The organism is Plantactinospora solaniradicis, assembly GCF_042658085.1.
Taxonomy (GTDB): Bacteria; Actinomycetota; Actinomycetes; order Mycobacteriales; family Micromonosporaceae; genus Plantactinospora; species Plantactinospora solaniradicis.
This window is the reverse complement of the sequence record NZ_JBHSPR010000018.1, coordinates 236,437-260,217: the sequence shown is the minus strand read 5'-3', so window position 1 is coordinate 260,217 and position 23,781 is coordinate 236,437. Positions and strand designations below refer to the sequence as shown.

The following is a 23,781-nucleotide window of genomic DNA, read 5'->3' as shown; positions in this document are numbered from 1 at the left end:
GTGATTTCCGCGCCCGTCCACCAGGGATGGCCGGTGGCTCGTGACGCGGTCCCGGGAGTCGCGCTCACAGTCGGCGGGGTAGGTCCTGGTCGCCGGGTTTGATCCCGCTGCGGACGAGGTCCCAGACCACGATCCCGGCCAGTATCGCGACGATCGATCCGGCGAGCAGGATGATGGAGTGCCCGGCCAGGATGGGCGCGACGGCGACGAGCGCGACGATGCCGGAGAGTCGCGGCGCGGTGACGTCGCCGAACTTGTGTCGTCCGAGCAGCGCGTGCCCGGCGAGGAAGAGTATCGGACCGGCGACGAACACCGCGACCAGGAACGAGCGTGCGGTGCCGATCGGATCGGCTATCAGGTCACCGGCCGCCGCGGTGGTGGCGACGACGCCGGCCACCATCAGTAGGTGTGCGAGGCCCGCCTCCCGGGCGCGGATCTGTGGACTCGGCGCGCCGGCGAAGCTCGGTGCCAGTTTCTCCCGGATTCGGTGGAAGTAGATCCAGTAGAGCATCACGGTGATGGCGAACGACAGAACGAACGCGACGCCCCGGTGTGCGGTGAAGTCGCTGTTGTGGAAGGCCAGTCCGGTGACCGTGACGGTCTGGCCCAGCGAGATGATGACGAACTGCCGGTAGCGTTCGGCGAAGTGTTCGCTGGCGACGTTCAGTTGCCTGGACGGCGTGCGGCCGATCCTCGGCGTGGGCCAGCCGGACAGGGCGGAGAGGTAGTCGATCGTGATGGCGAGGCCCCAGAGGGCGGTCCGGGCGTCGCTGTCGACCGTGGCACCGACGAGCCAGGGCACGGCGGATATCGCGAACCAGAACACGGCCCGCAGTGGTCGGAGGCCGAGTTCGTCGTGCCGCAGGGTGAAGGCCAGGATCGAAGCGCGGCCGACGTTGATGGCGAGATAGCTGACCGCGAAGAGCAGGCCACGCTGCTCGAACGACTCCGGGATGGCGGTGGAGAGCGCCAGCGCGCCGAACATGGACCCGATGACCAGCAACTGGAGGCGGATGGTCCGGGAGTCCAGGGTGTCGGTGAGCAGATTGGTGTACGCCCAGACCCACCAGATGGCCATGAGGACGATCAGGGTCTGGAGGGCACCGATCCAGTGCAGGCGGTCGGAGAGCATCTCCGAGAGCCGGAACAGGCTGAACACGTAGACCAGGTCGAAGAAGAGCTCGACGAAGGTGATGGGCTTCGACTGTTGTAGGTCGCGGACGAGTTCCGTTCGCCTGCCTCGGGTCATCCGTCGCCTCACCTGTGCTCCGCGGGCCGTGGACATCGGCACTTGGGTGAGCACGACCAAGAGATCCAATGGTAAGGCCTACAAGATTGAAATGCACCGTATTGCGGCATTTTGAGCCGGCGGCCGTGGCCCCGGATCGCCGTCCCGTCCGCTCAGGCCGAGCGCAGTTCGACCAGGGTGACCTGTGGGGGTGCGCCGACCCGGACCGGTGGGCCCCAGAAGCCGGCGCCGTTGGTGACGTAGAGCTGGGTGCCGTCGATGGTGGCGTGCCCGGAGACAACCGGCTGCTGCAACCCGACCAGGTAACTGAACGGCACGATCTGCCCGCCGTGGGTGTGCCCGGAGAGTTGCAGGTCGACGCCGTGCTTCGCCGCCTCGTACACGTTGATGGGCTGGTGGGCGAGGAGCACCGCCGGCCGGCTCGGATCCCGGCCACCCAGCGCAGCGTCGAAGTCGGGGCCGTCCGCGAAGCCGAGGTCCTCGCCGGCCGGGTCGTTCACACCGGCCAGGTCGAGCACGCCGCCCCGGGCCAGGATCTCCTGGCGCCGGTTCTGTAGCACCCGGAGCCCGAGCCGGTCGACCTCGACCACCCACTCCTCGACCCCGGAGTAGTACTCGTGGTTGCCGGTGACGAAGAAGCTGCCGTACCGGGCGCGTAGGTCCCGCAGGGGCGCGGCGGCGTCGCCGAGTTCGCCGACCGTGCCGTCGACGAGGTCACCGACCACCGCCACCACGTCGGCGTCGAGCCGGTTGATGGTCGCCACGATTCGCTCGGTGTGCGCCCGACCGGCCAGCGGTCCGATGTGGATGTCGGAGACGGTGGCGATCCGCAGCCCGTCCATGCTCCGGGGGAGTTTGGCCAGCGGGATCTGGACCCGGTCGATCTGCGGCGGGCCGAGCGCGGTCCGGACGCCATACCCGACGATCCCGGTGGCGGTGAGTCCGGCGAAGATGGCCGCTCCCCGGGCGAGCAGCAGCCGGCGACCCGGGTCGTGATCCGGCGTCCCGGGCGTGGCCGGCACCGGGAGCGGTGTGGCCGCCGGCGTGGGCGGTGTGGCCGGCACCGGGAGCGGTGACGCCGTCGCCGTCGCGTCGGCCTCCGCGGCGGCCGTCGCCCCGGTGCTCTCCGCGCCGGCCGGGACCGCCACCGCGGGTAGCGCGGGTACGGCGGGCACCGCGGCCCGGGTACGCCGGCCGAGCGTCAGCCGGACCGCCAGCATCGGCAGCTCCAGCACCACCATCAGGACGAGCAGGTAGAACATCACGGCGAGCCAGAGATAGCCCGGCCAGGCCAGCCAGTAGAAGCCCTCCCTGGTGCCGATCAGGGTCGCCGGGGTGAGCAGGGCCAGCACCAGCATGGTCACTCCGCCGGCCCGGCGCCAGCGCCCCGGCCGGGTGGTGTCCCGGACCAGCCGCTTCCAGAGGTAGAGATGGATCAGGCCGGTGACCAGCGCCAACGTTCCGGCGAAGCCCAGCAGCCCGAACACCTGGGTGCCCTCCCTCAGCCGCCCGCGAACGGCGGCAGCACGTCGACCGTCGCCCCCGGCGGCAGCGGTGCCTGACGATCATGCCAAGCGACGCCGTCGACCAGGAAACTCGCCATCTCCAGCACGGTGGCCAGCCGGGCACCGTGCCGGACCGCCAGCGCGTCGGCGAGGTGGTCGAGGCTGCACCCGCCGGGCACCGTCTCCTCGGGAACGCCGGCAGCGGCCCTGGCGGCCGCGAAATAGCGTACGACCATGGGCGTTCCGGTGGATGTCGAGTCCATGGTCAGCCGCCGATCGCCGACATCGGGCGAACCGGCTGGAGAAAGGAGGGATCGTCGATGCCGTGTCCGGCCCGCTTGCCCCACATCGCGATCCGCCACCGACGGGCCAGTTCCTCGTCATCGGCACCGGCCCGCAGCGCGGTACGCAGATCCGACTCCTCGGTCGCGAACAGGCAGGCCCGGACCTGACCGTCGGCGGTCAGCCGGGTCCGGTCGCAGTCGCCGCAGAACGGCCGGGTCACGCTGCCGATCACCCCGACCCGGGCCGGCTGGCCGGCGGAGTCGGTCCAACCCTCGACCAGCCAGGTTTCGGCCGGTGCCCCGCCCCGCTCGACCGGATCGGGCAGCAGGGCGAACTCGGCCTGGAGGGCGGACAGGATCTCCTCGGCGGTGATCATCGTCGACCGGTCCCAACCGTGCTGGGCGTCCAGCGGCATCTGCTCGATGAAGCGCAGCTCGTAGCCGTGGTCGAGCGCGAAGCGCAGCAGCGCCGGTGCCTCGCCGTCGTTGACTCCGCGCATCAGCACCGAGTTGATTTTCACCGGGGTCAGCCCGGCCGCCACCGCCCCCGCCAACCCGGCCAGTACGGCGGGAAGCCGGGGACGCCGGGTCAGCTCGGTGAACCGGGTCGGGTCGAGGGTGTCCAGCGAGACGTTGACCCGGTCGAGACCGGCGGCGCGCAGCGGCGCGGCGAGCCGGTCGAGCCCGATGCCGTTGGTGGTCAGCGACAGCACCGGCCGTGGCGACAGCTCGGCGACGGCGGCGACGATCCCGACCAGGCCGGGACGGATCAGCGGCTCGCCGCCGGTGAACCGGACCTCGTGCACCCCGAGCAGGCGTACCGCCACGCCGACCAGGCGGACGATCTCGTCGTCGGTGAGCACCTCGGAATTCGGCAGCCAGGGCAGCCCCTCCGCCGGCATGCAGTACGTGCACCGCAGGTTGCAGCGGTCGGTGAGCGAGACGCGGAGGTCGGTCGCCGCCCGACCGTATCGGTCGACCAGACCCCCGACGTCCGGCCGGACAGCCGGAATGGTCATCGCTCGACGGTAGCGCGTCACACCGACAGTGCGGCGCGAGCCACCGTACCTACCGCATCCCGGTACGCGGCGCCGAACAACGCGGTGTGCACCAGCAGCAGGTGCAACTGGTGCACGGGAAGCCGTTCCCGCCACCCGTCCGCGAGCGGCCACACCTCCTGGTACGCCGCCAGGATCAGGTCCAGGTGGGGTGCGCCGCCGAAGAGGGCGAGCTGGGCGAGGTCGGTCTCCCGGTGGCCGCCGTGCGCCGCCGGGTCCACCAGCCAGGCCCGTCCGTCGGCGCCCCACAGCACGTTGCCCGGCCACAGGTCGCCGTGGATCCGGGCCGGTGGCTCGGCACCGCCGTACTCGTCGATCCGGTCGATGACCCGCTCCACCAGGGCGACCTCGGCCCCGGAGAGCGCGCCACCGTCGACCGACCGCCGCAGGAAGGGCGCGAGCCGACGCCGTGCGAACCAGCCCGGCCAGGGGCCGTCGGACGGGGTGTTGTCCTGCGGCAGCGCCCCGATGAAGCCCGGCCAGTCCGCGCCGAAGGCCGGGGCACCGGCGCGGTGCAGCGCCGCCAGGTCGGCACCGAACCGCCGCGCCGCCTCCGGGGTCGCAGGACCCGGCTCCACCCACTCCAGCGCCAGCAGTTCGGGCAGCGCCACGATCACCTCCGGCACCGCAACGGCGTCCGCCTCCCGCAGCCAGCGCAGCCCGGCGGCCTCGGTGTCGAAGAAATTCTCGGGTACGCCGCCCGGGTCCTTCTCCGGCCAGGTCTTGGCGAACACCGAGTTGCCGTCGTCGAGGGTGAGCCGGCTGGCGGTGCAGATGTCCCCGCCCGAGACCGGCGTTTCCCGGATCCGCTGGTGGGTGAGGAACAGGGGAAGCTGCGCGGGATGCGCCCGGAGATACGCCAGGTCCATCTGCGCAAGGTAGCTGTTCTTGAGCAACCGGGTGTCGCCCGGCGGCGATCCGGAGTAGATATGAGCCTATGACCGCTACGGCGATCCGTCCGTACCGGCCGTCCGACCACCGGGCCGGGCGGCAGCTCTGGGTCGAGCTGGCCGAGCAGCACCGCGAGCTGTACGACGACCCGACCTTCGGCGGTGCCGATCCCGGCGCCGGATTCGAGGAGTACCTGACCCGGCTCGACCTCTCCGGAGTCTGGGTCGCCGAGCAGCCCGAGGCCGGAGTGGTCGGGCTGATCGGACTGATCATGGATGGTCGGGTCGGCCGTGTCGAACCGGTGGTCGTCACCGCTCCCCTCCGGGGCCAGGGAATCGGCCGGGCCCTGCTCGACGAGGTCGCCGAGCAGGCCCGCCGACGCGGCCTCGCCCGGCTCACCGTGATGCCGCAGTCCCGCAACGTCGACGCGCTGCGCTGCCTGCGCGGCGCCGGCTACGACGTACTGTCCGCCATCGAGCTGACCGTCGAACTCCGCCCCGGCCCCGACACCGACACCCGCCGCGACGTCATCGAACTCCACGGCCACGAGTTCCACACCTGAAAAGCTGTAAGGGTGTAAGGAAGGGCCCCTTCTTATCGCTTTTTGTATAGGAAGGGCCCCCTTTTAACACCCCGGGCATGTCGGAGGGCCCGCCTACGATCGCGCGATGGCTGAACGACCATCTGATTCGTGGCGGCGACAGGTCGTGCGGGAGGCGGCTGAGCTTGCCGCCGGAACGATCGACCCCGAATGCGCGTACGCCACTCAACTCTTTCCGGAGCCGATGCTGGCGGACACGGACGAGGTTCTCGCGGCGTTCGAGGCCGAGATCCGCTGGGTTGAACCACCGGCGGACGAGGAGGTGTTCGGCGTCATCGAGCGCACCGTGCTCGCGTTGAACCGGGTCAACGACAGGTATGAGGGTGCGGCGTACGAGACCGACGAGCGGGAAGAGCTCTGCGCCTACATCGACGCCTCGCTCCGTGAGGCCCGGGTCGATGTGGAGGCGCTGGCCTCCCGACGGGGCATCGGTGTCTGGGAGATCACCGACGAGTGGCGGGATTGGTAGCGGACAGCCGCTCGTACCCCGTCAGGTCTTCGGCCGGTGTTACGGCCGACGGGCAACGTCGGTGACGAAGGTGTGCCAGGCGGCGGGGGCGAAGGTCAGGGTGCCGCCGTCGCGGTCTTTGGTGTCCCGGACGAGTACGCGGCCGGGCAGGTTGTCCGCGACCTCGACACAGTCCCCGCCGTTCGGAGTGGAACGGGTGCTCTTGCGCCAGGCGGCGCCGGTCATGTCCATGACTTTGCCACTTCCTTGATGAGGTTCAGGGATTGGCGAGCGGGCAGTGCCACCGCGCTGACACTATCCCAGGCCGCATCCAACATGGAGATCTGGTTCGGGCTGGTCACGGTCTGCCCCTCCAGGTGGTTGTCCAGGTAACCGACGTCCTCGGCGTCGATGAGGCTCGCCAGCGCCAGAGGGCCGCCCCAGCCGAGATGGGCCGGGGCGTCCGCCGGAACGACCCGGATGGTGATGTTCGGCCGGTCCGCCAGCGTGACCAGGTGGTGCAGTTGCTCCGGCATGATGTCCGGCTCCCCGCGCCGGAGAACCAGTTCGTCGACGACGGCGGAAATGCGCGGTGGATCTTTCCGGTCAAGAATGGACCGCCGACTCATTCGGAGTTCGACCCGGCGCTCCACCTCGTCGGGCTGAAGCGCGCCGCACGACAGAACCATCCGCGCGTACCGCTCGGTTTGGAACAACCCGGGGATCACCAGGGCGCCGTACAGCCGAAGCGCGACAGCCTTCTCCTCGTACTCCAGCCAGGGGCGCAACCACGCGGGTGCGAGTTCGTTCTTGACGAAGCTCTCGTAGAAGACCGTCAACGACGTGCCGAACTCCTTGTCGACGGCACCGAGATAGTCCGTCTTCGCTGGACGGGTGCCGCGCTCCACCGCACTCACGTGTTGGGCGGAGAAGTAGACGCGAGAGCCCCACTCGTCCTGGCTGAGCCCCTCGACCTCCCTCCGGCGGCGCAGCTCCCATAGCAGAAACTCGCTCGCTGACATGCCCATTCGCGTTCTCCGTCTCTCTACGAGGGTCAGCCAATTCGCTACTTCCGGATACATGCGACTCGGCGGAGCCACGCGTCCGCCGCCCATCTTCCGGGGCGGAGCATCGGCAGTCCAGAGTGGAAGCTATCGCATTCGCCCGGATCCATGCGTGCATCGCCTTCCAAGGGACGGGCGGATGTGTGCCGGGCGGCCTCGGGGATGTGTGACCCCCCCGTGTCGCTCCCGCGTCCAATGCGGCCGAGGAGGCACCGATGAAATGGCGATGCCGGATCAAGCCACGCCATCGCCGGGATTGGCGTCGACTCTGGCGTTACTGCCGCTGCGGGTTCCGGTGGCGCTGTCCGGACTCGGTGGAACTCGTTCCGATGCCGTACCTGCCGCCCCCGGACCCGCCGCTGGACACGCGGGCGCCGAACAGCCGCTTTCCGTTCCGGACCACGGGGAGCATCCGCCTGTTCCGGAGCACGGGGAGCACCCGCCGGCCGCACGCCCGGTTCCGCCCGCACACGCCGATGCGCCCGCTGTTCCTGTGCCGGGAGTGCGGTGCGCCCTGGCCCTGCCAACCGGCCCGGTTGTCCCTGCTGGTCGCCTACCGAGACGATCGGCACGGCCTGCGGATCCACCTGGCGACCAAGCTGCTGGCCGCGATCGGCGACCAACCACGCCTGGACCCGCTCGGCCTCGCCGTCCGGTTTCTCGGCTGGCTACCGCCACGTGAGGATGCGGCCGAATCGCACGGACAGCAATCCCATGGCGGCTAATGCGGCGGGACGCGGTTCGCGGCTGAGCAGGAGAACTACGGGGAGTAGCTGTGGATGAATCGGCGTGTCATCCACAGTCTGTAACGAGACGCTTCCGATCATCGGTACGCCCGGCCAGGCTGCCCGGCATGAACTCGACCGACCGGAACCCGACCGACCGGAACTCGACCCATCAGAACTCGACGGACCGGGCCACCCTGACCGTCCGCTCGACCGCAGACCTGCTCGCCGCCGTCCCGTACCTGCTGGGGTTCCACCCCGCCGACAGCGTGGTGGTGATCGCGATGCGCGGCAACCGGGTCGTCTTCGTCGCCCGGGGCGACCTGCCCGGCGCGGAGGACGTTCCGGAGACCGCCGAGGCCGCCGAACACCTCGCGGCGGTCGTCGCCCGGCAGGATGTCGAGACCACGACCATCATCGGGTACGGCCCACCGGAGCGGGTCACCCCGATCATCGACGTGGTGACCGCCGCTCTGGGCCGGGTCGGTCTGTCGGTCGTCGACGCGATCCGGGTCACCGGCGACCGCTACTGGTCGTACGTCTGCACGGAGCTGGAGTGCTGCCCGGCCGAGGGCACCCCGTTCGACGCCTCGACGAGCCAACTCGCCGCGGCGGCCACCTTCGCCGGTCAGGTGGCCCTGCCGGACCGGGACGCCCTGGTTCGGCGGATCGCCCCGGTCGAGGGTTCGGCCCGGGACGCGATGCGGGAGGCGACCAGGAAGGCGGAGATACGCCTGCGCACGTTGCTGGACAAGGCTCCGGCGACGGATCTGCTCGGCCGCCGAGCACTACGTCGCGCCGGCCGCGCTGCGGTACGCGGAGCGCTGGACCGGTATCGCCGGGACGGTCAGCTGACCGACGACGAGGTGGCCTGGCTCAGCCTGCTTCTGGTGCACCTGCCGATCCGGGATGACGCCTGGCAGCGGACCAGCGGCGAGGACTGGCAGTTGACCCTCTGGACGGACGTCCTGCGTCGGGCCGAGCCGGACCTGGTCCCCGCTCCTGCGAGCCTGCTCGCCTTCGCCGCCTGGCGTGCCGGACAGGGCGCGCTGGCCACCGTGGCGGCGGAGCGCGCCCTGGAGGCCCAGCCCGACTACTCGTTCGCGCTCCTCCTGACGGAGGCGTTGCAGGCCGGGATCGGCCCGTCGGCGCTCGACGGGTGGCCCGAGCCCGGTCGACCGACCCGGTCCCGCCGCCGGGAACGCCGAGACCCGTCCGATTGACTCGCCGAATCCGAACGACATGAGGCGCCAGCTCCGAACGACATGAGGGGCCGGAATCCGAAGGACATGACGCGGCGGGACTACGCCTCGCAGGCCAGCGCGACGGAAAGGCTGTCCTCGTAGACGTGGTGCCGGACGATCAAGCCGTTCTCGACGGTGAGGTGGAGCGCGAACCGGGTGCTGAACCGCTTCCCGGTGGCGCGTACGGTCTGCGCGGTCTCGCCGATCACCACCGCGTCCGGACCGTCCACCAGGATCCTGTCGATCGTCGCGGACCCCTGCCCGGGAACGCTGCTCGCGGCGAGCGTCCGGTGATGGTCGGCGACGTCGGCCCGGCTCGACCGGGGGCGGATCCACGGCACCGCCTCGTGGCTCGGCTCCGGCCAGTTGACCTGCCAGTCAACCTGCTCCGCGTACAGCGCGGCGGTGTGATCCGGGTCTCCCTCGCCGATCCGGCGCAGAAACTCCTCGACGGTGGCTCGGGTGTCCATGGCGGGCCTTTCGGTGTTGGTTGCGTTCACCCGTCGAGCCTGTCAGCCGAGATGCGATCCGGCGATTACCCGACGGGTAAAGCGGCGTTCCCGGACGCCGCCAACCGGGCCGGGGGACAGATCCGCCAACCAGCCAAGTGGACAGGTCCGTCACCCCGGCCAGGGGACAGACCCGTCACCCCGGACCCGAGACGTCAGACCTTGATCCGGGTGTCTCCGGCGTACACGTTCATGGTGGCGCCCCGGAGGAAGCCGACCAGGGTCATCCCGGCCTCGGTCGCGAGTTCGGCGGCAAGTGTGCTCGGTGCGGAGACGGCGGCGAGCAGCGGAATCCCGGCCATCCACGCCTTCTGGGTCAGCTCGAAACTGGCCCGGCCAGAGACCAGCAGCAGATGCCCGGCCAGCGGCAGCCGCCGCTCCCGGACCGCCCAGCCGATCACCTTGTCCACCGCATTGTGCCGGCCGACGTCCTCGCGGAGCACCACGAGCTCCCCGTCGGCGCTGAAGAGACCGGCGGCGTGCAGCCCGCCCGTGCGGTCGAAGCCACGCTGGGCGGCACGCAGCCGGTCCGGCAGGTCGGCGAGGGTACGCGCCGGCACGGTGACCGGGTCGGTCGCGACGTCGTACTGGGACCTGGTCCGGACGGCGTCGATGCTGGCCTTGCCACACACCCCGCACGAACTGGTGGTGTAGAAGTTGCGGGACGGGTCGGTGGCGGGTGCGGGTACGTCGTCGGCGAGCACGACGTCGACCACGTTGTAGGTGTTCGGAGTGTCGGTGCCGGCGCACAACTGGGCGGTACGCACGTCATCGGTGGACCTGATGATGCCCTCGGTGAGCAGGAATCCGATCGCCAGGTCGAGATCGTCGCCAGGGGTACGCATGGTGACCGCGAGCGGAGCACGTCGGCCGGGCCCGGCCGCTCCCACGCGGATCTCCAGCGGCTCCTCGGCGGCCAGGTTGTCCGGCCGGCGTACGGCCGGTCGCCCATTCGTCGCACCGGATTCCAGGTCTATCCGCAGCACCGTTCGTCGCACACTGGCTCGTCCCATTCCGCCATCCTCTCTCGCGGCCCGCGATCCGCAGCCGGAAGCCCGGCTACCGTTACCGGATGACCGGGTTCGCGGCGGTGGTGCTGGCGGGTGGGGCGGGGCGCCGGATGGGCGGTGTGGACAAGCCGACGCGGCCGGTGGGCGGAACTCCGATGCGGGACCGGGTGCTCGCGGCGGTCGCCGACGCCACGCCCCGGATCGTGGTCGGCGCGACCGGAAGCCCGCCGAGCGGGGTACGGGACACCCGGGAGCAGCCACCGGGCGGTGGACCGGTCGCCGCCACCGCCGCCGGGCTGGCCCTGGTCACCGAGCACGCCGACCCGGGTACGACCACGGTCGCACTGCTCGCCGCCGACCTGCCGCTGTTGACGACGGCGGCGGTGCGGAACCTGCGTACCGTGTTGGCCCGGTCCGGTACGGCGGACGGTGCCGTCTACCTCGACGAAACCGGGCGTCAGCAGTGGCTGTGTGGCGTCTGGCGGCTGGCGTCGCTGCGTGATGCGCTGGCCAGGCTGGCGGCCAGGCACGACGGCGTCCTCACCGGTACCTCGATGCGTGCCCTGATGGCCGAGTTGACCGTGACCGGGGTGGCGTGGGGCGGGGCGGGACCGCCACCCTGGTTCGACTGCGACACTGACGACGACCTACGCCGGGCGGAGGAGTGGATTCGATGACGACGATGGATCGCTGGGTGGCGGCGGCCTGTGCCGAGCTCGACCTCGATCCGGCCGAGGTCGACGTGCCGCAGGTGCTCGATCTGGCCCGCGACGTGGCCCATCACGTGCTCCGGCCCGGTGCGCCGGTCACCGCGTACCTGCTCGGGATCGCGGTCGGTCGGGGCGCGGACCCGGCGGTCGCGGCGGCCGGGCTGTCCCGCCTGGCCCTGAACTGGTCGCCGGACGGATCCGATCAGCCGCTACCGGAATCGGTCTGAGCCCGCCGGACGGAAGTCTGAGCCCGCCCGGACGGAGTGTCTGAGCCCGGCCGGGATCAGCCGGTGGTGTCGCCGAGCGACTCCAGCAGCCGCCGGAGCGTACGGGCGAGGGCGTCCCGCTCGGCCGGGGTGAGCGCGGCGAGCAACCGGTCCTCGGTGGCGACGTGGTCGGGCAGGACCCGGTCGATGAGGGCGTGGCCCTCGTCGGTCAGGGCGACGAGGACGCCTCGCCGGTCCGCCTCGCTCGGAGTACGGGTGACCAGTCCCCGCGCTTCGAGGCGGTCGAGGCGTTGGGTGATCGCGCCCGAGGTGACCATTGCGGAACGCATCAGCTCGGTCGGGGTCAGCCGGTACGGCGGTCCGCTGCGGCGGAGCGTGGCCAGTACGTCGAACGAGGCTCTGTCGAGCCCGTGCGCGGCGAACGTGCGGTCCAGTTCGGTCCCGACCAGGCGGGAGAGGCGGGACAGCCGTCCGATCACCGCCATCGGGGAGACATCGAGGTCGGGGCGGTGCGCGGCCCACTGTTCCAGTACGACGTCGACGTGGTCTGCCACCGCACCAGCCTAGCCAATTCCTTAGCGGTGAGGTAAGTCACCGGGACCGCGCGCTCAAATTGCCTTAGCGGTGAGGTACTTTACCTTAGTGCTAAGTAATCGGACGCCCATCCTGCTGGCCACCGCGCTGGTGCCCATGATCTGGGGCAGTACCTACCTCGTCACCACCGAATTCCTGCCGCCCGGGCGCCCACTGCTCGCCGCGACAGCGCGGGCCCTCCCCGCCGGCCTCGCGCTCGTCGCGCTCACCCGACGACTGCCCCGGGGAGACTGGTGGTGGCGGGCGGCAGTGCTCGGCACCCTCAACATTGGCGCGTTCTTCGCGCTGCTCTTCGTCGCCGCGTACCGGCTGCCCGGCGGGGTTGCGGCCACGGTCGGCGCGATCCAGCCGCTGCTCGTCCTCGGCCTGGCCACCGGCCTGCTCGGTGAAGTCCTCCGCACGCGTACGGTGGTCGCCGCCATCGCGGGGCTGGCCGGCGTCACCCTGCTCGTGCTCCGGGCCGACGCGCGGTTGGACGCCGTCGGGGTCGCCGCTGCGGCGGGCGGCGCGGCGTCCATGGCGCTCGGGGTGGTGTTGAGCAAACGGTGGCCCGCGCCCGTGCCCGTGCTGGCCGCCACCGGCTGGCAGCTCGTCGCCGGTGGCCTGCTGCTCCTACCGGTGACTCTGCTCGTCGAGGGGCCGCCGCCGGCGTCGCTCACCATGGCGAACCTGGCCGGGTACGGCTATCTCACTGTCGTCGGCTCGGCCTTCGCCTACGCCCTGTGGTTCCGGGGAATCCGGGCCCTTCCCCCGACCAACGTCTCCTTCCTCAGCATGCTCAGCCCCGTCGTCGCCACCGCACTCGGCTGGATCGTGCTCGATCAGGAGCTGACCCCGGCTCAGGCGTTGGGCGGTCTGGTCGTCCTCGCCGCCATCGTCGTGCCACAGCTCCACGGCGGTCCGGCGGGCACCCGTCCGCTCCGCGGCGGCCACCAGGAAGCGCGGCGAGTCCCGGACGGCGGGGTGGAGGCGGCCCGGCTGCCGAACATCCCGGAGGCCCGACCACGGGCAGCCGGCTGACCGGACGGCCCGGACCGGGGCAACCGCTGGTCGAACCGGCCGGGTCACGGGCCGGCACCTGATAACAAGCGGGCCGGCAACTACAACAAGCGGGCCGGCAACTACAACAAGCGGGCCGGCAACTACAACAAGCGGGCCGACAACTGACAACAAGAGGGAGAGAACAACATGTGGATCACCGTTTTCGGGGCGGCCGGCCAGGTGGGGAGCCGGGTGGTGAGCGAAGGACTGTCCCGTGGTCACCAGGTCACCGCCGTGGTGCGGGACCCGGCACGCCTCGGCGAGCTGCATCCGGACGCCGAGCACCGGACCGGGGACGCCGCCGACGTCGGGGAGGTCGTCGAGCTGAGCGCCGGTCGGGACCTTGTGGTCAGCGCGACCCGTCCGGGCCTGGGTCGCGAGCAGGAACTGGTCGTGACCGCCCGTGCGCAGCTCGCGGCGGCGGCCAAGACCGGCGTACGGCTGCTGATCGTGGGCGGCGCGGCCAGCCTGACCGTACCGGGCGGCGACGGCCGTAGCGTCCTTGACGAGCCAGCCTTCCTGCCGGCCGAACACCGACCGATCGCCCTCGCCTGCGTCGCGCAGTTCGCTGCGGTGTGCGCCGACACCAACGCGGACTGGACCTACCTCAGTCCGCCGGCGCTGCTCGAACCGGGGACGCGGACCGGTCGATACCGGCTCGGCGCCGACGAACTGCTCGTCGACGCCGATGGCGGCTCGTGGATCTCGATGGAGGACCTCGCCGTGGCATTGCTGGACGAGGCCGAGCAGCCCCGGCACCGCCGGGCGCGCTTCACGGTCGCCCACTGAGCGGGCCCCGGCCTGGGCCAGGCCCGGGCCGGCTCAGCGGGCCGAGGCGTTTCTCCAGGGCGGCCACCTGCGCCTCCGTGGCCGCCGCGAAGCCGAGCCAGCCGGCGGCCCGCTGCTCGGCGCTGACCTCGGCCAGGTCCTGCTCGTCGGCCACCCGCAGGTAGTCGGCGCTGTATCCGGCGAGGTACTCCCGCCACCCGGCGACCGTTGTCGGTAGGTCGTGGACGTCCCATTCCCGCACGACGAGACACGGTACGACAATGCTGCGACGCCGACGGTCCGACGCCGACGGTTCGGCACCGGCCCTGCGACGCCAGTACTGCGGTGGCGGCAGAGTGGAATGGTCGGTCACTGGTCGCGGTGCGGCCGACCGAGTTCGGCCATCCGTTCGGCCATCCACCGGCACCACTGGATCCGGGCCGGCGTGCTGACCAACGCCAGCTCCAGGGTGGCGTACGCACCGAACTGGGGATGGCCGGGATCGTCCGCGTGTCGGCTGCGCATCTCCGTGTGCTGTGCCCGGAAGTCGTCCAGCCGTCGCTGGTACGCCTCGGCCTCGGCGAGATAGAACTCGCGCATCCGGTCCGGATCGGCCGCGGCGAGGGCGTACGTCTTGAGTACCGCCTCGTCGCGGGGTGCCCGGGGTGCCCGGGGTGCGGGTGGTTCGACCAGCCAGGCGGCGAGGGTCTCCCGCCCGGCGGCCGTGAGCCGGTGGGTCTTGCGTTGCCTCGGCCCTGGCCCGTCCTCGGCCTCGTGCTCGATCAAGCCCGCCGCCGACAACCGGGCCAACTCGGGATAGATCTGGCTCTGCCGTGCGGTCCAGTAGTAGCCGATCGGCTTCGCCATCCGCTGGACCAGGTCGTATCCGGTGAGCGGGCCCCGATGGAGGGCGCACAGCAGGGCGTAACCCAGTGCGCTGACGGTAGCCAAACTGTTATCTCCCGGGTGCGGCTTTGCTATGTCATTTTTGACATAGTCCCACGACAACAAGTGAATCTGGAGACGGGGGACCCGATGCGCAGAGTTGGACGATCGATCCTGGCCACGGTCGCGTTTACGGTGATCATCGGCACCGCCACAGCGTGTGGCGCGGAGGACGACGCCGGCCCGGAGACCGCCCCGAACCCGACACGCTCGACCCGCCCGGAGATCCCCCCGGCGCCGGGCGACCACAGCATGGCGCTCGACTGGGCCGGCAAGGAGCGGACCTGGATGCTGCACGCGCCGCCCGGATACCGCCCCGGCACGCCGACGCCGTTGGTGGTCGCCCTGCACGGCACCGATCAGAGCGTCGAGGCACTGGGCAGGACCAGCGGACTGAACGCCCTGGCCGACAAGGAGAACTTCCTCGTCGCCTATCCCCAGGCGTTCAACCAGCAGTTCAGCCGGCTGAGCGAGCAGGGGGACGACGTCAACCTCGTCCGGGCCATCGTCGAGCAACTGGTCAAGACCTGGTCGGCCGATCCCGCCCGGGTGTACGCGACGGGTTTCTCCTCCGGCGCCGAACTGACGTACTCACTGGGTGTCGAGGCAGCCGAGGTCTTCGCGGCGATCGCACCGGTGAGCGGGGCCTTCACCGGTGGTCCGGCCGCGAGTGACCCAAATTACAAACCGTCCAGGCCCGTCTCGATGATCACCTTCATCGGCCGGAACGACCGCAACTCCTCCCGGATGTACGGCGGACTGGCCCGGTGGCAGGGCAACCTCGGCTGCGAGGTCGGAAAGCCGGCCTGGGTCGACAAGGCCAAGACCGTGAACCGCACGGCCAGCACCTGCTCCGATGGCAGCGAGGTCGTCGACTACACGGTGAACGGGATGGGGCACGCCTGGCCGGCCGCGACCGGCTACAAGACGGCCGTCGATGCCACCGTCACGATGTGGGAGTTCTTCGCGGCACACCCCCGTCGTCCGTGACGGTTCGCACTCCTGTGGTGTCCGATCGGGGTCCGCACTATCCCTAGCACCCGGTCCGCTGGGTAGGGTGTGCGGTGCCCTGACGGACGGAGGCGATTATGGCGGCTGAACACCCTGAGGCGCCGGGGGACGAAGTGACCGAGGGGAACCCGGCCGATCATTACGAGTCGATCCTGCTCGACGAACCCACCACCGCGGACCTGCGGGTCAAGGTGACCGAGGCGTGGCAGGAGTTCGCTCGGGCGCTCGCCGAGCAGATCCGCGCCCTGCCGCCCGGGGCGCAGGTCGCGCTGACTCTCGATCCCACCGCGTCCGGCACCGGCGACGCGGTCTACTCGGTGAGCATCGAGGTCGGCGAGGAGGGTCGGATCGACGTACGGGCGGTGGGTAACGCCGCCCTGCCCCAGGGGTACCGGCTGGATCGGGCCGCGGTCGCCGACATGATCGCGCTCGGCTGGTCGCCGCCCGGGGTGGTCGAGGGTTCCGGCGGCCACTTCGGGATGCGGGTCGGTACGGCCGACGCGGGCCGCCTCGCCACCACCGTCTCGCGAACCCTGCGTGACGTGTACGGAGCGCCGCACCCCGCGTTCCTCGTCTTCCTGGTCCACGACGAGGAGGACGAGCCGATCGCGGTCGAACCGCTCGGCACCGCCCGGCCCGAGGTCGCCGCCGACCAGAACCTCGACCTCGATCTCGACGAGGCGCTCGCCGCCGCCCGGGCCGCCCAGGCCGGCGAGGAGAGCCTTGCCCTGGAGGACCGGGTCCGGACCGTGGTCTCCGCGATGCTGAAGTCGTCGGCGGAACAGCTCCAGGTCGACTCCGACGGCGACATCGGCATCCGGGCCGGCTCGGCGATGGTCTTCGTCCGGGTCCGGGACAATCCCCCGCTGGTCGACGTCTTCTCGCCGGTGCTCACCGAGATCGAGCCGACCGAGCAGCTCTACGTCAAGCTGTCCGAGCTGACGAACCGGATGCCGATCGGCCGGCTCTACTGCACCAACGACACCGTCTGGGCCTCCATCCCGGTCTTCGGCCGCAACTTCCAGGCCACCCACCTGATGCTCGCGGTGCAGGTGATGACCGGTCTCGCCGACGAGTTGGACGACCGGCTGCACGGCGAGTTCGGCGGCCGGCGGTTCTTCGGCGAGGGGGACAAGCCGCAGCACCGCGATCCCAGCGAGCACCGGACAGGCATGTACCTGTAGTCCGCCGGATCAGGTCCGGATCACGCCGAGCGTGTTCAGGGTGGCGAGGTCGGTTGCCTTGACGGCAGCGTCGGAGACGGTCCAGAGGACGCCGTCGATCATCAGCGAGCGGCGGATCGTTCCGTCCGGCTGCCCGGTCTGTGTCGTCTGCACCTCGGCGTGATCGATCCGGCCCGACTCGGTGAAGCCGCCGTCGGTCACCCGCAGCACCAGCGCCCCGCCCGTCACGGTCTTCTCGTCCCTCATCGTCTGGCCGTACGCGGTCAGCGGCACCACCAGTGAGTTCGTCGCCGGCCAGTAGAGGAACGCGTGCGGGTCGAACTCGGCCTCGGAGTGGCCGAACCGGACGTGGTGCTGGGCGATCCGGGTCGGCTTGGTGAGATCCGAGACGTCGAACAGGGAGATCTGGGTGCCCTGGGTCCGTCCTTGGAGGTTCGCCTCCTGGCCGATCCCGAGCAATCGCCCCTCGCCGACCGGATGCAGGTACGCCGAGTACCCGGTGATCTTCAGTTCGCCGGTGACCTTCGGCGACTTCGGGTTCCGCAGATCGACCGTGTAGAGCGGGTCGGTCTGCCGGAAGGTCACCACGTAACCGATGCCCTCGGCGAACCGCACGCTGTAGATGCGTTCACCCTTGCCCAGTCCGGTGACCCGGCCGGTCTCGGTCAGCGTCCGTCCGTCCGCGCGCAGGACGTACACGGAGGAGCTGGACTTCGGGTTGTCGCCCCAGGTGCGACCGCTCGTGGTGGCGACCCGCAGGTGACCGTCCCACTCGGAGAGCGCGTACTGGTTGATCACCCAACCTCGTACGGTCGCGGCGGTGACGTACCGGGGACGGCCGGGACCGGAGGTGTCGAACTGGTAGACCTCGGTCTGCTCGTCCTCCGCCTTGGGCAGCACGTTGCTCCGGCTCAGGGTCGGGAGTACCCGCCAGCGCTGGTCGCTGGTGATGTAGAGCCGTGGCCCGTTGCTGTAGACGGTGTCGCCGTCGGCGGCGACCGTCACCGGGTCGCCGTCGCCGAGGCTGGCCGTGCCGAGATCGAAGCTGAGGATGGAGACGAGCGACGTGCCGGAGTAGACCGCCGGCCGGCTCAGCCGGTCGCAGCCGACCCGTCCGGTGCTGGTCCGGCCGTCGGCGGTGACGGTCTGGTAGCGGGGCAACCAGGCGTCGATCCCGGCCTCGTCCACGATCTTCCGGTTGGCGGCGAGGTTCTTCTTCTCGTTGACCGGCCCCTCGCCCTTGTTGAGCGGGAACTCCAGCCGGGGGCCGGACCGGACCACGACCCGGGCGGTCGCGCCGACCTGCCGGGCGTCGACGAGGTCGCCGTCGAACCGGTACTCGCCGAGGATCTTCGGCGGCCCGGCGAGGTCGACCAGGATCAGCCGGGGGCCCGTGATCGCGTCCCTGTCGATCGGCGGCACGCCGTCACCGTCCCGGCGGATTCCGCCGGACACGGCCATTCCCTGGCTCCGGACCAGCACCAGCGCCCGGTCCGCGTGCAACAGCAGGGTGGCGTCGGACCATCCGCCGTCCGGGGCGGAATCGAGCTTCAGGGTGCCGGTCAGCTGCCGACTCGCCGGATCGACCACCCGCAGCGTTCCCTGGCTGACCGTGACGATCCGTCGGCCGTCCGTCTTCACCAGGTCCGGTTCGTCCACCCCGGCCTCGTGGGTGTTGGTCCCCGAGTACGCGGGGGCGGCCGCCGTGCCCTGCTGGCCGGCGCTGTCCTCGGCGGCAGCGGCCCGCTGGTTTCCGCCGGCATCGCGGCCGGTGAACTCCGGGCCACCCTGCCCCCAGTTGCCACTACCGAAGCCGTACGGCCCGACGTACGCCTTCGCGGCGGACCTGAGCTGCGCCAGCGCGTCCGTACAGGAGTCGAAGGCGACGAGCCGGAAACCGCCGGCCGGTACGCCGGGATCGGCCGGTGGCGGGGTCGGCTCCGGATCGTCGGTGCAGCCGGCGAGCAGGGTGCCGGACAGCAGCGCCAGGCCGGCGACCAGCGCTGTGCCAACGGTGGCGGCTCGGGTTCCCCGTACGCGTCTCATGCCCGGTTCGACGCGCCGCCCCGCGTTCGCGTTCCCGGTGGCGCGGTCCCAAAGGCCGGTGGCGCGGACACGGGCCTGGTGCGGTCGGTGTCGACCGCACCAGGTCCCCTACCGTGCCGTTGCCGGATAGATCCTCAGTCCTGGGCAGGGGCTGGAAGGATCACAGCGGCGGGTAGGCGTTGGCCAGCAGTTCCTGGAACTGGGCCTCGAACCAGTGCCCGGAGAGCGGGGCGTCCGGCAGGGCGCCCGACATGTTGTTCTGGTTACGCGGGTTGCCGGTGTACGTCGGGTCGCACATCCGGTCGAAGCCCTTGCCCTCCTCGTTCTCGATCTCCCGGCTGGCGCCGTCCGACTCGCCCGGGGGCTTGATCCAGACGTACGCGTCGATGCCGTCCTCCGGGGAGGCGGTCGGCCGCTCGCCGATGCCGGCGCCGGACTGGTTGCACCAGTTGCCGAGGTGGATCCGGCGGTCGATGCGTGAGTCGTTGACGAAGGTGTTCGGGTCGGTCGAGGTGCTGGCCCGGGTCGGCCGCTCCGATCCGCCCCAGCCGTTGCGGGAGGTGTCGATCAGCATGCCGATGTCGGAGTTGAAGCCGACCGAGACGAGTTCGTCCCGGTACGCCTGGGCGTACGACAGTTCGTCGACGTAGCGGTTCCAGTCGACCCAGGTCGTGCTCTCGCGGACCGGCCGACCGCCGACGACGGTGTTGGCGTTGAAGAACTCCTCACGCAGCACGCCGTAGTTGGCGGTGTTGCTGATGAAGCCGTGCACGTCGTCCACGCTGCTGCCGTTAGCGGTCGCCGCCTCGTGGAAGAGCTGGGCCGCCGCACCGAAGTTGTCGTCCCAGCCGAGCCAGCCGTGGTGGCCGATGTCGATGTAGTTGTAGGTGTTCTCCAGCGAACCGAGCTGGGCCAGCGCGTAACCGACTCCGGCCACGTAATTGCCGTTGGCCAGCATCTCGTCGCACTCGGGCGTCGCGGTTTCCCGGGATCCGACGTTGGTGACCAGGTTGGGCAGTGAATCGATCTCGATAATGTTGACGATCCGCAGGTCCGCGTAGGCCGGATCACTCATGATCTCGACGATCGGGTCGATGTACTCGGACTGGTAGATGTCGATGTCGTCCGGACCCAGTTCACCGTTGCTGGCCAGTGCGGCGCAGTCCCGGCCGGGCAGGTTGTAGATGACGATCTGGATCAGGTCGGCACCCTGCTCGACGGCACCGTCCAGGTGCTCCCGCAGACCACGGGCGCCCTGGGTGCCCTCGATCGCGGCGCGGCGGTCCATCCAGACTCCGGTGGGCTGGTCGGCGATCGCGGAGCCACCGCTGGCAGTGGCCCTCGCCGCCCAGTCCGGGTTCACGTAGACCGTGGCTCCCTCGTACGGGTTGTCCACCCGGGGGGCCGCGCTGGCCGGACCGGCATTGCCGGCGATCATGCCGGAGACGAGGGTCAGGGCCGCGGCGGCGGCTAGTCCTCGACGTACCGGTGTCCACTTACCCCGAGGTAAGGGATTGGTTTCCATCGAATACTCCTTGTGACAGTCTCGACTGCCGTCGCGGTCCGATCGGGACCACGCGACGGGCTTTTCAGGTCGGTTGTGCGGGGGCCGATCACCCGCGTCCGCGGTGTGCGGGGTTCGGCGTCGCGGCCGCCCTTTTCCGGATATCGGTTGCCCTGGGCGACGTAATGTTCTTGCCCGGCTCCGCGACTACAAGTACCAATTGATGCCCATCATTACATGGGAACGCTCCCACCGCAACCAGTGGGAAACAGGACAGAAATATCAACGTGATCGAATGCCGCATCTTTGCCGGTCAGGCCCAAAGTGGCGGAGCCTCAATCGATAGGGATCAAGCCCTCTGAAAGCCGCGTCCTGACGGCCGCCGGGTGGTGGCAGCGGCGCGATCGGTGGCGGCGCCGTGGTTCAGGACGGCCGGTGGTCAGGACGGCGCGGGGACTACGGTCGGTGAGTCGACCAGCCGGGACAGCACGATCATGCTTCGCGACGAGGTGACGAAGGGCTCGGCGCGGAGTCGCTCCAGCGCCTGCTCCAGGTGTGAGATGTCGGCCGCCCGGAGATGGACCAGCGCGTCGGCCTCGCCCGAGACCGTGTACGCGGCGACCACCTCCGGATGCCGCCGGGTCGCCAAGGTGATCTGGGTCGGCGTGGTCCGGCCGGTGCAGAAGAGTTCCACGAACGCCTCGGTGTTCCAGCCGACGGCCGCCGGGTCGATGACGGTCGTGAATCCCCGGATGACCCCGGCCGCCCGTAGCCGATCGACCCGCCGCTTCACGGCGGGAGCCGAGAGCGAGACCCGGGAACCGATCTCCGCGTACGACGATCGGGCATCGGCCACGAGTGACGCAATGATTCGCTGGTCTACCTCGTCGATCTGCAACGTTCTGCCTCTCGTAGGCAACAATTTTAGCTGTTAGTGAACCTGTACCGTACCTACCCTTGGATCCGTGAACCAGCCGAGGATCCCTAGAAAGCGGACATATCTCCTGTGTCCGCCGGAGTACTTCACCGTGGAGTACGCGATCAACCCGTGGATGGACACCGCCACCCCGGTCGACCCGGAGCTGGCGGTCAAGCAGTGGCACCAACTGCGGGAGACGCTGCTGGACCTCGGCCACACGGTTCACGAAATCACGCCGGAGCCGGGCCTACCCGACATGGTCTACGCGGCCAACGGCGCGTTCGTGGTGGACGGCACCAGCTACGGCGCCCGGTTCCGGCACCGGCAGCGGGCCGCCGAGGCGACGGCACACCGCGCCTTCTACGACGCGTACGGCTGGCGGTTCGTCGCGCCCGCCGAGACCAACGAGGGCGAGGGCGACTTCACCTACCTGCCGGACGCGTACGGTGGCCTGATCCTGGCCGGGTACGGCTTCCGGACCTCCTCGACAGCGCACGCCGAGGCGCAGGAGGTGCTCGGTCGCCCGGTCGTCTCGCTACGGCTGGTGGACCCGCGCTTCTACCACCTGGACACCGCGCTGGCCCCGCTCGACGACCAGAACGTCGCCTACTTCCCCGGGGCCTTCTCGGTCGCCTCCCAGCGGGTGCTGGCCCAGCTCTTTCCGGACGCGATCCTCGCGGACGAGACCGACGCGTTCGCCTTCGGGCTGAACCTGGTGAGCGACGGGCGGCACGTGATCCTCAACAGCGAGGCCACCGGGATGGCGGCCAAGGTCGCGGCGGCCGGCTACACCCCGGTCCAGGTCGAACTCTCCGAGCTGAAGAAGGGCGGTGGCAGCGTCAAGTGCTGCGTCGCCGAACTCCGCCCCTGAGTCGAACTCCGCCCCTGAGTCGAACTCCGCCCTGAACCGAACTCCGCCCCTGAGCCGGGCCCGACACGCTGTCGGGCCCGGGCTCTGGTGGTGCGGGTCAGCCGAGCGTCGCCAGCTCGTTGATCATGACGTTGGAGAGCACCCGCCCGTCGAGTTGCACCCGACGCAGGTACCACTTCTGCTGCGGCGTACGCGGCTGGTTGAACTGCCACGGACCGCGCGGGCTGTCGACCTGTCCCACCTTGCCGAGCGCCAGGTTGAGCTGTAGCGGGTCGAGATCATCTCCGGCGATCCGGATCCCCTTGTCGAGCACCTGCGCGGCGTCGTACGAGGCCATCGCGTACGTCGTCGGGGCCGAGCCGTGCGCCTTGCGGAAGGCCGAGGCGAACCGACGGTTGGCCGCGTTGTTGAGGTCGGCCGAGTAGTTGAGGGAGGTCATGATGTCCCGGGCCTCCTGCTGCTTCAGCTGGCCGAGCACCGTTCCCTCGGTGAGGAAACCCGGGGCGTAGATGGCCTTGCGGTAGCCCGCCTCGTGCAGCCGCTTGAGGAACTCGACGGCGGAGTCGCCGTAGAAGTAGCAGTAGATCGCGTCGGGATTGAGGTCCATCAACTGGCTGATCTCGCTCGCGTACGCGTTCCGGGCGGGCTTGCCGGCGATGTACTTGGTCCAGATGACGGGGGCGGCGATCCGCTCGTCGGACTCCCCGAAGCTCTGCCGGAAGCCCTGGACCGCGTCCTGCCCGGCGTCGTACTGCGGCGCGACGATCGCCACCCGCCCGTTGGCCGGGATCTGGTCCTTCATGTACGGCGCCAGTGCCCGGCCCGCCTCGTCGTTCACGTACGAGGTGCGCCAGATGTACACGACGCTCTGCAGGGTCGACGGCGAGGCGTTGGACCCGATCAGGGGCACCTTGGCCTGCTCCACCGCGTCCCGGAGACCGAGTATGACCGAGGAGTTGACCACGCCGGTGAGCGCGAGGACGCCCTGCTTGATCAGTCCGTCCAGGGCAGCCTTGCCGGATTCGACCGTCTCGCCCTCGTCGGCGATGACCAGCTCGACGGGGTGGCCGCCCAGCCGCTGGTCGTTCAGGTCAAGATAGAGCTGGAAACCTCGCACCATTTCGTCGCCAACCGGCTTGTAGCTACCGGACTGGGCGGTAATCATGCCGATTCGAACGGGTACGTCGCTGACCGCTTCGCCCGACTCGTTGGTGGTGGCCTGCCGGCTGCATGCGGCAGCCAGTCCCGTAGCGCCGAGCGCGCCCAGGATCTTGAGCGCTTGTCGGCGGTCCATTTGCGACACGGATTTCCTCCCAGGGCGGCGCTAGGGTTCGCAGCCCCTCCGGGGTTCTACCGGCTACGCGAAGCTGCGT

The 23,781-nt window shown here is 70.2% G+C and carries 27 protein-coding genes; 11 read left to right on the top strand and 16 right to left on the bottom strand.

Annotation, left to right across the window (positions count from 1 at the left end; genetic code table 11):
- Positions 1-64: 64 nt before the first annotated feature.
- The 5 genes from ACFP2T_RS22945 to ACFP2T_RS22925 all read right to left on the bottom strand — a co-directional run bounded on the left by ACFP2T_RS22945 (position 65) and on the right by ACFP2T_RS22925 (position 4,965).
- Positions 65-1,249: a low temperature requirement protein A gene (locus ACFP2T_RS22945; RefSeq protein ID WP_377424836.1), complete on the bottom strand. Its 1,185-nt coding sequence runs from the start codon at positions 1,247-1,249 to the stop codon at positions 65-67.
- Between the two features lie 152 nt (positions 1,250-1,401).
- The gene (locus ACFP2T_RS22940) at positions 1,402-2,736 is read right to left on the bottom strand and encodes a metallophosphoesterase (protein ID WP_377424834.1); all 1,335 of its coding nucleotides are present in this window, start codon (positions 2,734-2,736) and stop codon (positions 1,402-1,404) included.
- A 14-nt stretch (positions 2,737-2,750) separates the two neighbouring features.
- Entirely contained in the window at positions 2,751-3,017 is a 267-nt protein-coding gene (locus ACFP2T_RS22935) for a MoaD/ThiS family protein (RefSeq protein ID WP_377424833.1), read from the bottom strand.
- Positions 3,018-3,019: 2 nt separating this feature from the next.
- A complete protein-coding gene (gene moaA / locus ACFP2T_RS22930) occupies positions 3,020-4,051 on the bottom strand; it encodes a GTP 3',8-cyclase MoaA (protein WP_377425204.1) in 1,032 nt (343 codons plus the stop codon).
- 23 nt (positions 4,052-4,074) lie between these two features.
- Positions 4,075-4,965, bottom strand: a complete 891-nt coding sequence (locus ACFP2T_RS22925; protein WP_377424832.1) for a fructosamine kinase family protein — start codon at positions 4,963-4,965, stop codon at positions 4,075-4,077.
- Between the two features lie 68 nt (positions 4,966-5,033).
- Between ACFP2T_RS22925 and ACFP2T_RS22920 the strand changes: the two genes are divergently transcribed.
- Positions 5,034-5,549, top strand: a complete 516-nt coding sequence (locus ACFP2T_RS22920) for a GNAT family N-acetyltransferase (protein ID WP_377424831.1) — start codon at positions 5,034-5,036, stop codon at positions 5,547-5,549.
- A 106-nt stretch (positions 5,550-5,655) separates the two neighbouring features.
- Complete coding sequence (locus tag ACFP2T_RS22915) at positions 5,656-6,057, top strand: hypothetical protein (RefSeq protein WP_377424830.1); 402 nt, start codon at positions 5,656-5,658, stop codon at positions 6,055-6,057.
- A 39-nt stretch (positions 6,058-6,096) separates the two neighbouring features.
- Here ACFP2T_RS22915 and ACFP2T_RS22910 read toward each other — a convergent pair whose 3' ends face one another.
- Both ACFP2T_RS22910 and ACFP2T_RS22905 read right to left on the bottom strand, forming a co-directional pair.
- Positions 6,097-6,282: a DUF397 domain-containing protein gene (locus ACFP2T_RS22910; RefSeq protein WP_377424829.1), complete on the bottom strand. Its 186-nt coding sequence runs from the start codon at positions 6,280-6,282 to the stop codon at positions 6,097-6,099.
- Positions 6,279-7,064, bottom strand: a complete 786-nt coding sequence (locus tag ACFP2T_RS22905) for a helix-turn-helix domain-containing protein (protein ID WP_377424828.1) — start codon at positions 7,062-7,064, stop codon at positions 6,279-6,281. Before ACFP2T_RS22905 ends, ACFP2T_RS22910 begins: the two co-directional genes overlap by 4 nt.
- A gap of 251 nt (positions 7,065-7,315) precedes the next feature.
- Between ACFP2T_RS22905 and ACFP2T_RS22900 the strand changes: the two genes are divergently transcribed.
- Both ACFP2T_RS22900 and ACFP2T_RS22895 read left to right on the top strand, forming a co-directional pair.
- Positions 7,316-7,825, top strand: coding sequence for a hypothetical protein (locus ACFP2T_RS22900; RefSeq protein ID WP_377424826.1), 510 nt, complete (start codon positions 7,316-7,318; stop codon positions 7,823-7,825).
- Positions 7,826-7,953: 128 nt separating this feature from the next.
- Positions 7,954-9,048 (top strand): DUF4192 domain-containing protein, encoded by a 1,095-nt coding sequence (locus ACFP2T_RS22895; protein WP_377424824.1) that lies wholly within the window; start codon positions 7,954-7,956, stop codon positions 9,046-9,048.
- 80 nt (positions 9,049-9,128) lie between these two features.
- Here ACFP2T_RS22895 and ACFP2T_RS22890 read toward each other — a convergent pair whose 3' ends face one another.
- Positions 9,129-9,569 carry a nuclear transport factor 2 family protein gene (locus tag ACFP2T_RS22890; RefSeq protein ID WP_377424823.1) on the bottom strand — a complete coding sequence of 147 codons (441 nt, stop codon included), beginning with the start codon at positions 9,567-9,569 and terminating at the stop codon, positions 9,129-9,131.
- Positions 9,570-9,733: 164 nt separating this feature from the next.
- On the bottom strand, positions 9,734-10,591 hold the full coding sequence (fdhD, locus tag ACFP2T_RS22885) for a formate dehydrogenase accessory sulfurtransferase FdhD (protein ID WP_377424821.1): 858 nt from the start codon (positions 10,589-10,591) through the stop codon (positions 9,734-9,736).
- Between the two features lie 59 nt (positions 10,592-10,650).
- Between fdhD and mobA the strand changes: the two genes are divergently transcribed.
- On the top strand, positions 10,651-11,265 hold the full coding sequence (mobA, locus tag ACFP2T_RS22880; RefSeq protein WP_377424820.1) for a molybdenum cofactor guanylyltransferase: 615 nt from the start codon (positions 10,651-10,653) through the stop codon (positions 11,263-11,265).
- On the top strand, positions 11,262-11,525 hold the full coding sequence (locus ACFP2T_RS22875; protein ID WP_377424819.1) for a DUF6457 domain-containing protein: 264 nt from the start codon (positions 11,262-11,264) through the stop codon (positions 11,523-11,525). The genes mobA and ACFP2T_RS22875 overlap by 4 nt, the downstream gene beginning before the upstream one ends.
- Positions 11,526-11,581: 56 nt before the next feature.
- On the opposite strand, the gene ACFP2T_RS22870 is transcribed toward ACFP2T_RS22875, so the two are convergent.
- Complete coding sequence (locus ACFP2T_RS22870; RefSeq protein WP_377424818.1) at positions 11,582-12,079, bottom strand: MarR family winged helix-turn-helix transcriptional regulator; 498 nt, start codon at positions 12,077-12,079, stop codon at positions 11,582-11,584.
- Positions 12,080-12,167: 88 nt separating this feature from the next.
- Here ACFP2T_RS22870 and ACFP2T_RS22865 point away from each other — a divergent pair, with 88 nt between their 5' ends.
- Positions 12,168-13,139 (top strand): EamA family transporter, encoded by a 972-nt coding sequence (locus ACFP2T_RS22865; protein ID WP_377424816.1) that lies wholly within the window; start codon positions 12,168-12,170, stop codon positions 13,137-13,139.
- A gap of 168 nt (positions 13,140-13,307) precedes the next feature.
- Positions 13,308-13,949 carry an NAD(P)-dependent oxidoreductase gene (locus tag ACFP2T_RS22860; protein ID WP_377424814.1) on the top strand — a complete coding sequence of 214 codons (642 nt, stop codon included), beginning with the start codon at positions 13,308-13,310 and terminating at the stop codon, positions 13,947-13,949.
- Here the strand turns inward: ACFP2T_RS22860 and ACFP2T_RS22855 are convergent.
- Together ACFP2T_RS22855 and ACFP2T_RS22850 are read right to left on the bottom strand one after the other, a co-directional pair.
- Complete coding sequence (locus ACFP2T_RS22855) at positions 13,933-14,190, bottom strand: hypothetical protein (RefSeq protein WP_377424813.1); 258 nt, start codon at positions 14,188-14,190, stop codon at positions 13,933-13,935. The two genes, ACFP2T_RS22860 and ACFP2T_RS22855, sit on opposite strands and share 17 nt — an antisense overlap.
- 107 nt (positions 14,191-14,297) lie before the next feature.
- Positions 14,298-14,879, bottom strand: coding sequence for a PadR family transcriptional regulator (locus ACFP2T_RS22850; RefSeq protein ID WP_377424811.1), 582 nt, complete (start codon positions 14,877-14,879; stop codon positions 14,298-14,300).
- 84 nt (positions 14,880-14,963) lie between these two features.
- Between ACFP2T_RS22850 and ACFP2T_RS22845 the strand changes: the two genes are divergently transcribed.
- Both ACFP2T_RS22845 and ACFP2T_RS22840 read left to right on the top strand, forming a co-directional pair.
- Positions 14,964-15,863 (top strand): extracellular catalytic domain type 1 short-chain-length polyhydroxyalkanoate depolymerase, encoded by a 900-nt coding sequence (locus tag ACFP2T_RS22845; protein WP_377424810.1) that lies wholly within the window; start codon positions 14,964-14,966, stop codon positions 15,861-15,863.
- A gap of 98 nt (positions 15,864-15,961) precedes the next feature.
- Complete coding sequence (locus ACFP2T_RS22840; RefSeq protein WP_377424808.1) at positions 15,962-17,068, top strand: T3SS (YopN, CesT) and YbjN peptide-binding chaperone 1; 1,107 nt, start codon at positions 15,962-15,964, stop codon at positions 17,066-17,068.
- A gap of 9 nt (positions 17,069-17,077) precedes the next feature.
- Here ACFP2T_RS22840 and ACFP2T_RS22835 read toward each other — a convergent pair whose 3' ends face one another.
- From ACFP2T_RS22835 to ACFP2T_RS22825, 3 genes are all read right to left on the bottom strand, one after another.
- Complete coding sequence (locus ACFP2T_RS22835) at positions 17,078-19,114, bottom strand: beta-propeller domain-containing protein (protein ID WP_377424806.1); 2,037 nt, start codon at positions 19,112-19,114, stop codon at positions 17,078-17,080.
- 160 nt (positions 19,115-19,274) lie between these two features.
- Positions 19,275-20,639, bottom strand: a complete 1,365-nt coding sequence (locus tag ACFP2T_RS22830; RefSeq protein WP_377424805.1) for a glycoside hydrolase family 6 protein — start codon at positions 20,637-20,639, stop codon at positions 19,275-19,277.
- Between the two features lie 418 nt (positions 20,640-21,057).
- Positions 21,058-21,516 (bottom strand): Lrp/AsnC family transcriptional regulator, encoded by a 459-nt coding sequence (locus tag ACFP2T_RS22825; RefSeq protein ID WP_377424804.1) that lies wholly within the window; start codon positions 21,514-21,516, stop codon positions 21,058-21,060.
- Between the two features lie 106 nt (positions 21,517-21,622).
- Between ACFP2T_RS22825 and ddaH the strand changes: the two genes are divergently transcribed.
- On the top strand, positions 21,623-22,408 hold the full coding sequence (gene ddaH, locus ACFP2T_RS22820) for a dimethylargininase (protein ID WP_377425202.1): 786 nt from the start codon (positions 21,623-21,625) through the stop codon (positions 22,406-22,408).
- Positions 22,409-22,505: 97 nt separating this feature from the next.
- Here ddaH and ACFP2T_RS22815 read toward each other — a convergent pair whose 3' ends face one another.
- Positions 22,506-23,711 (bottom strand): ABC transporter substrate-binding protein, encoded by a 1,206-nt coding sequence (locus ACFP2T_RS22815; RefSeq protein WP_377424802.1) that lies wholly within the window; start codon positions 23,709-23,711, stop codon positions 22,506-22,508.
- Positions 23,712-23,781: the final 70 nt, after the last annotated feature.

Bases quoted from the DNA above. Each gene is read 5' to 3' on its own strand.
- ACFP2T_RS22945 (WP_377424836.1), bottom strand. From the start codon at position 1,249: ATGACCCGAGGCAGGCGAACGGAACTCGTCCGCGACCTACAACAGTCG.
- ACFP2T_RS22935 (WP_377424833.1), bottom strand. From the start codon at position 3,017: ATGGACTCGACATCCACCGGAACGCCCATGGTCGTACGCTATTTCGCG.
- ACFP2T_RS22925 (WP_377424832.1), bottom strand. From the start codon at position 4,965: ATGGACCTGGCGTATCTCCGGGCGCATCCCGCGCAGCTTCCCCTGTTC.
- ACFP2T_RS22920 (WP_377424831.1), top strand. From the start codon at position 5,034: ATGACCGCTACGGCGATCCGTCCGTACCGGCCGTCCGACCACCGGGCC.
- ACFP2T_RS22915 (WP_377424830.1), top strand. From the start codon at position 5,656: ATGGCTGAACGACCATCTGATTCGTGGCGGCGACAGGTCGTGCGGGAG.
- ACFP2T_RS22910 (WP_377424829.1), bottom strand. From the start codon at position 6,282: ATGACCGGCGCCGCCTGGCGCAAGAGCACCCGTTCCACTCCGAACGGC.
- ACFP2T_RS22905 (WP_377424828.1), bottom strand. From the start codon at position 7,064: ATGGGCATGTCAGCGAGCGAGTTTCTGCTATGGGAGCTGCGCCGCCGG.
- ACFP2T_RS22900 (WP_377424826.1), top strand. From the start codon at position 7,316: ATGAAATGGCGATGCCGGATCAAGCCACGCCATCGCCGGGATTGGCGT.
- ACFP2T_RS22895 (WP_377424824.1), top strand. From the start codon at position 7,954: ATGAACTCGACCGACCGGAACCCGACCGACCGGAACTCGACCCATCAG.
- fdhD (WP_377424821.1), bottom strand. From the start codon at position 10,591: ATGGGACGAGCCAGTGTGCGACGAACGGTGCTGCGGATAGACCTGGAA.
- mobA (WP_377424820.1), top strand. From the start codon at position 10,651: ATGACCGGGTTCGCGGCGGTGGTGCTGGCGGGTGGGGCGGGGCGCCGG.
- ACFP2T_RS22875 (WP_377424819.1), top strand. From the start codon at position 11,262: ATGACGACGATGGATCGCTGGGTGGCGGCGGCCTGTGCCGAGCTCGAC.
- ACFP2T_RS22860 (WP_377424814.1), top strand. From the start codon at position 13,308: ATGTGGATCACCGTTTTCGGGGCGGCCGGCCAGGTGGGGAGCCGGGTG.
- ACFP2T_RS22845 (WP_377424810.1), top strand. From the start codon at position 14,964: ATGCGCAGAGTTGGACGATCGATCCTGGCCACGGTCGCGTTTACGGTG.
- ACFP2T_RS22840 (WP_377424808.1), top strand. From the start codon at position 15,962: ATGGCGGCTGAACACCCTGAGGCGCCGGGGGACGAAGTGACCGAGGGG.
- ACFP2T_RS22835 (WP_377424806.1), bottom strand. From the start codon at position 19,114: ATGAGACGCGTACGGGGAACCCGAGCCGCCACCGTTGGCACAGCGCTG.
- ACFP2T_RS22830 (WP_377424805.1), bottom strand. From the start codon at position 20,639: ATGGAAACCAATCCCTTACCTCGGGGTAAGTGGACACCGGTACGTCGA.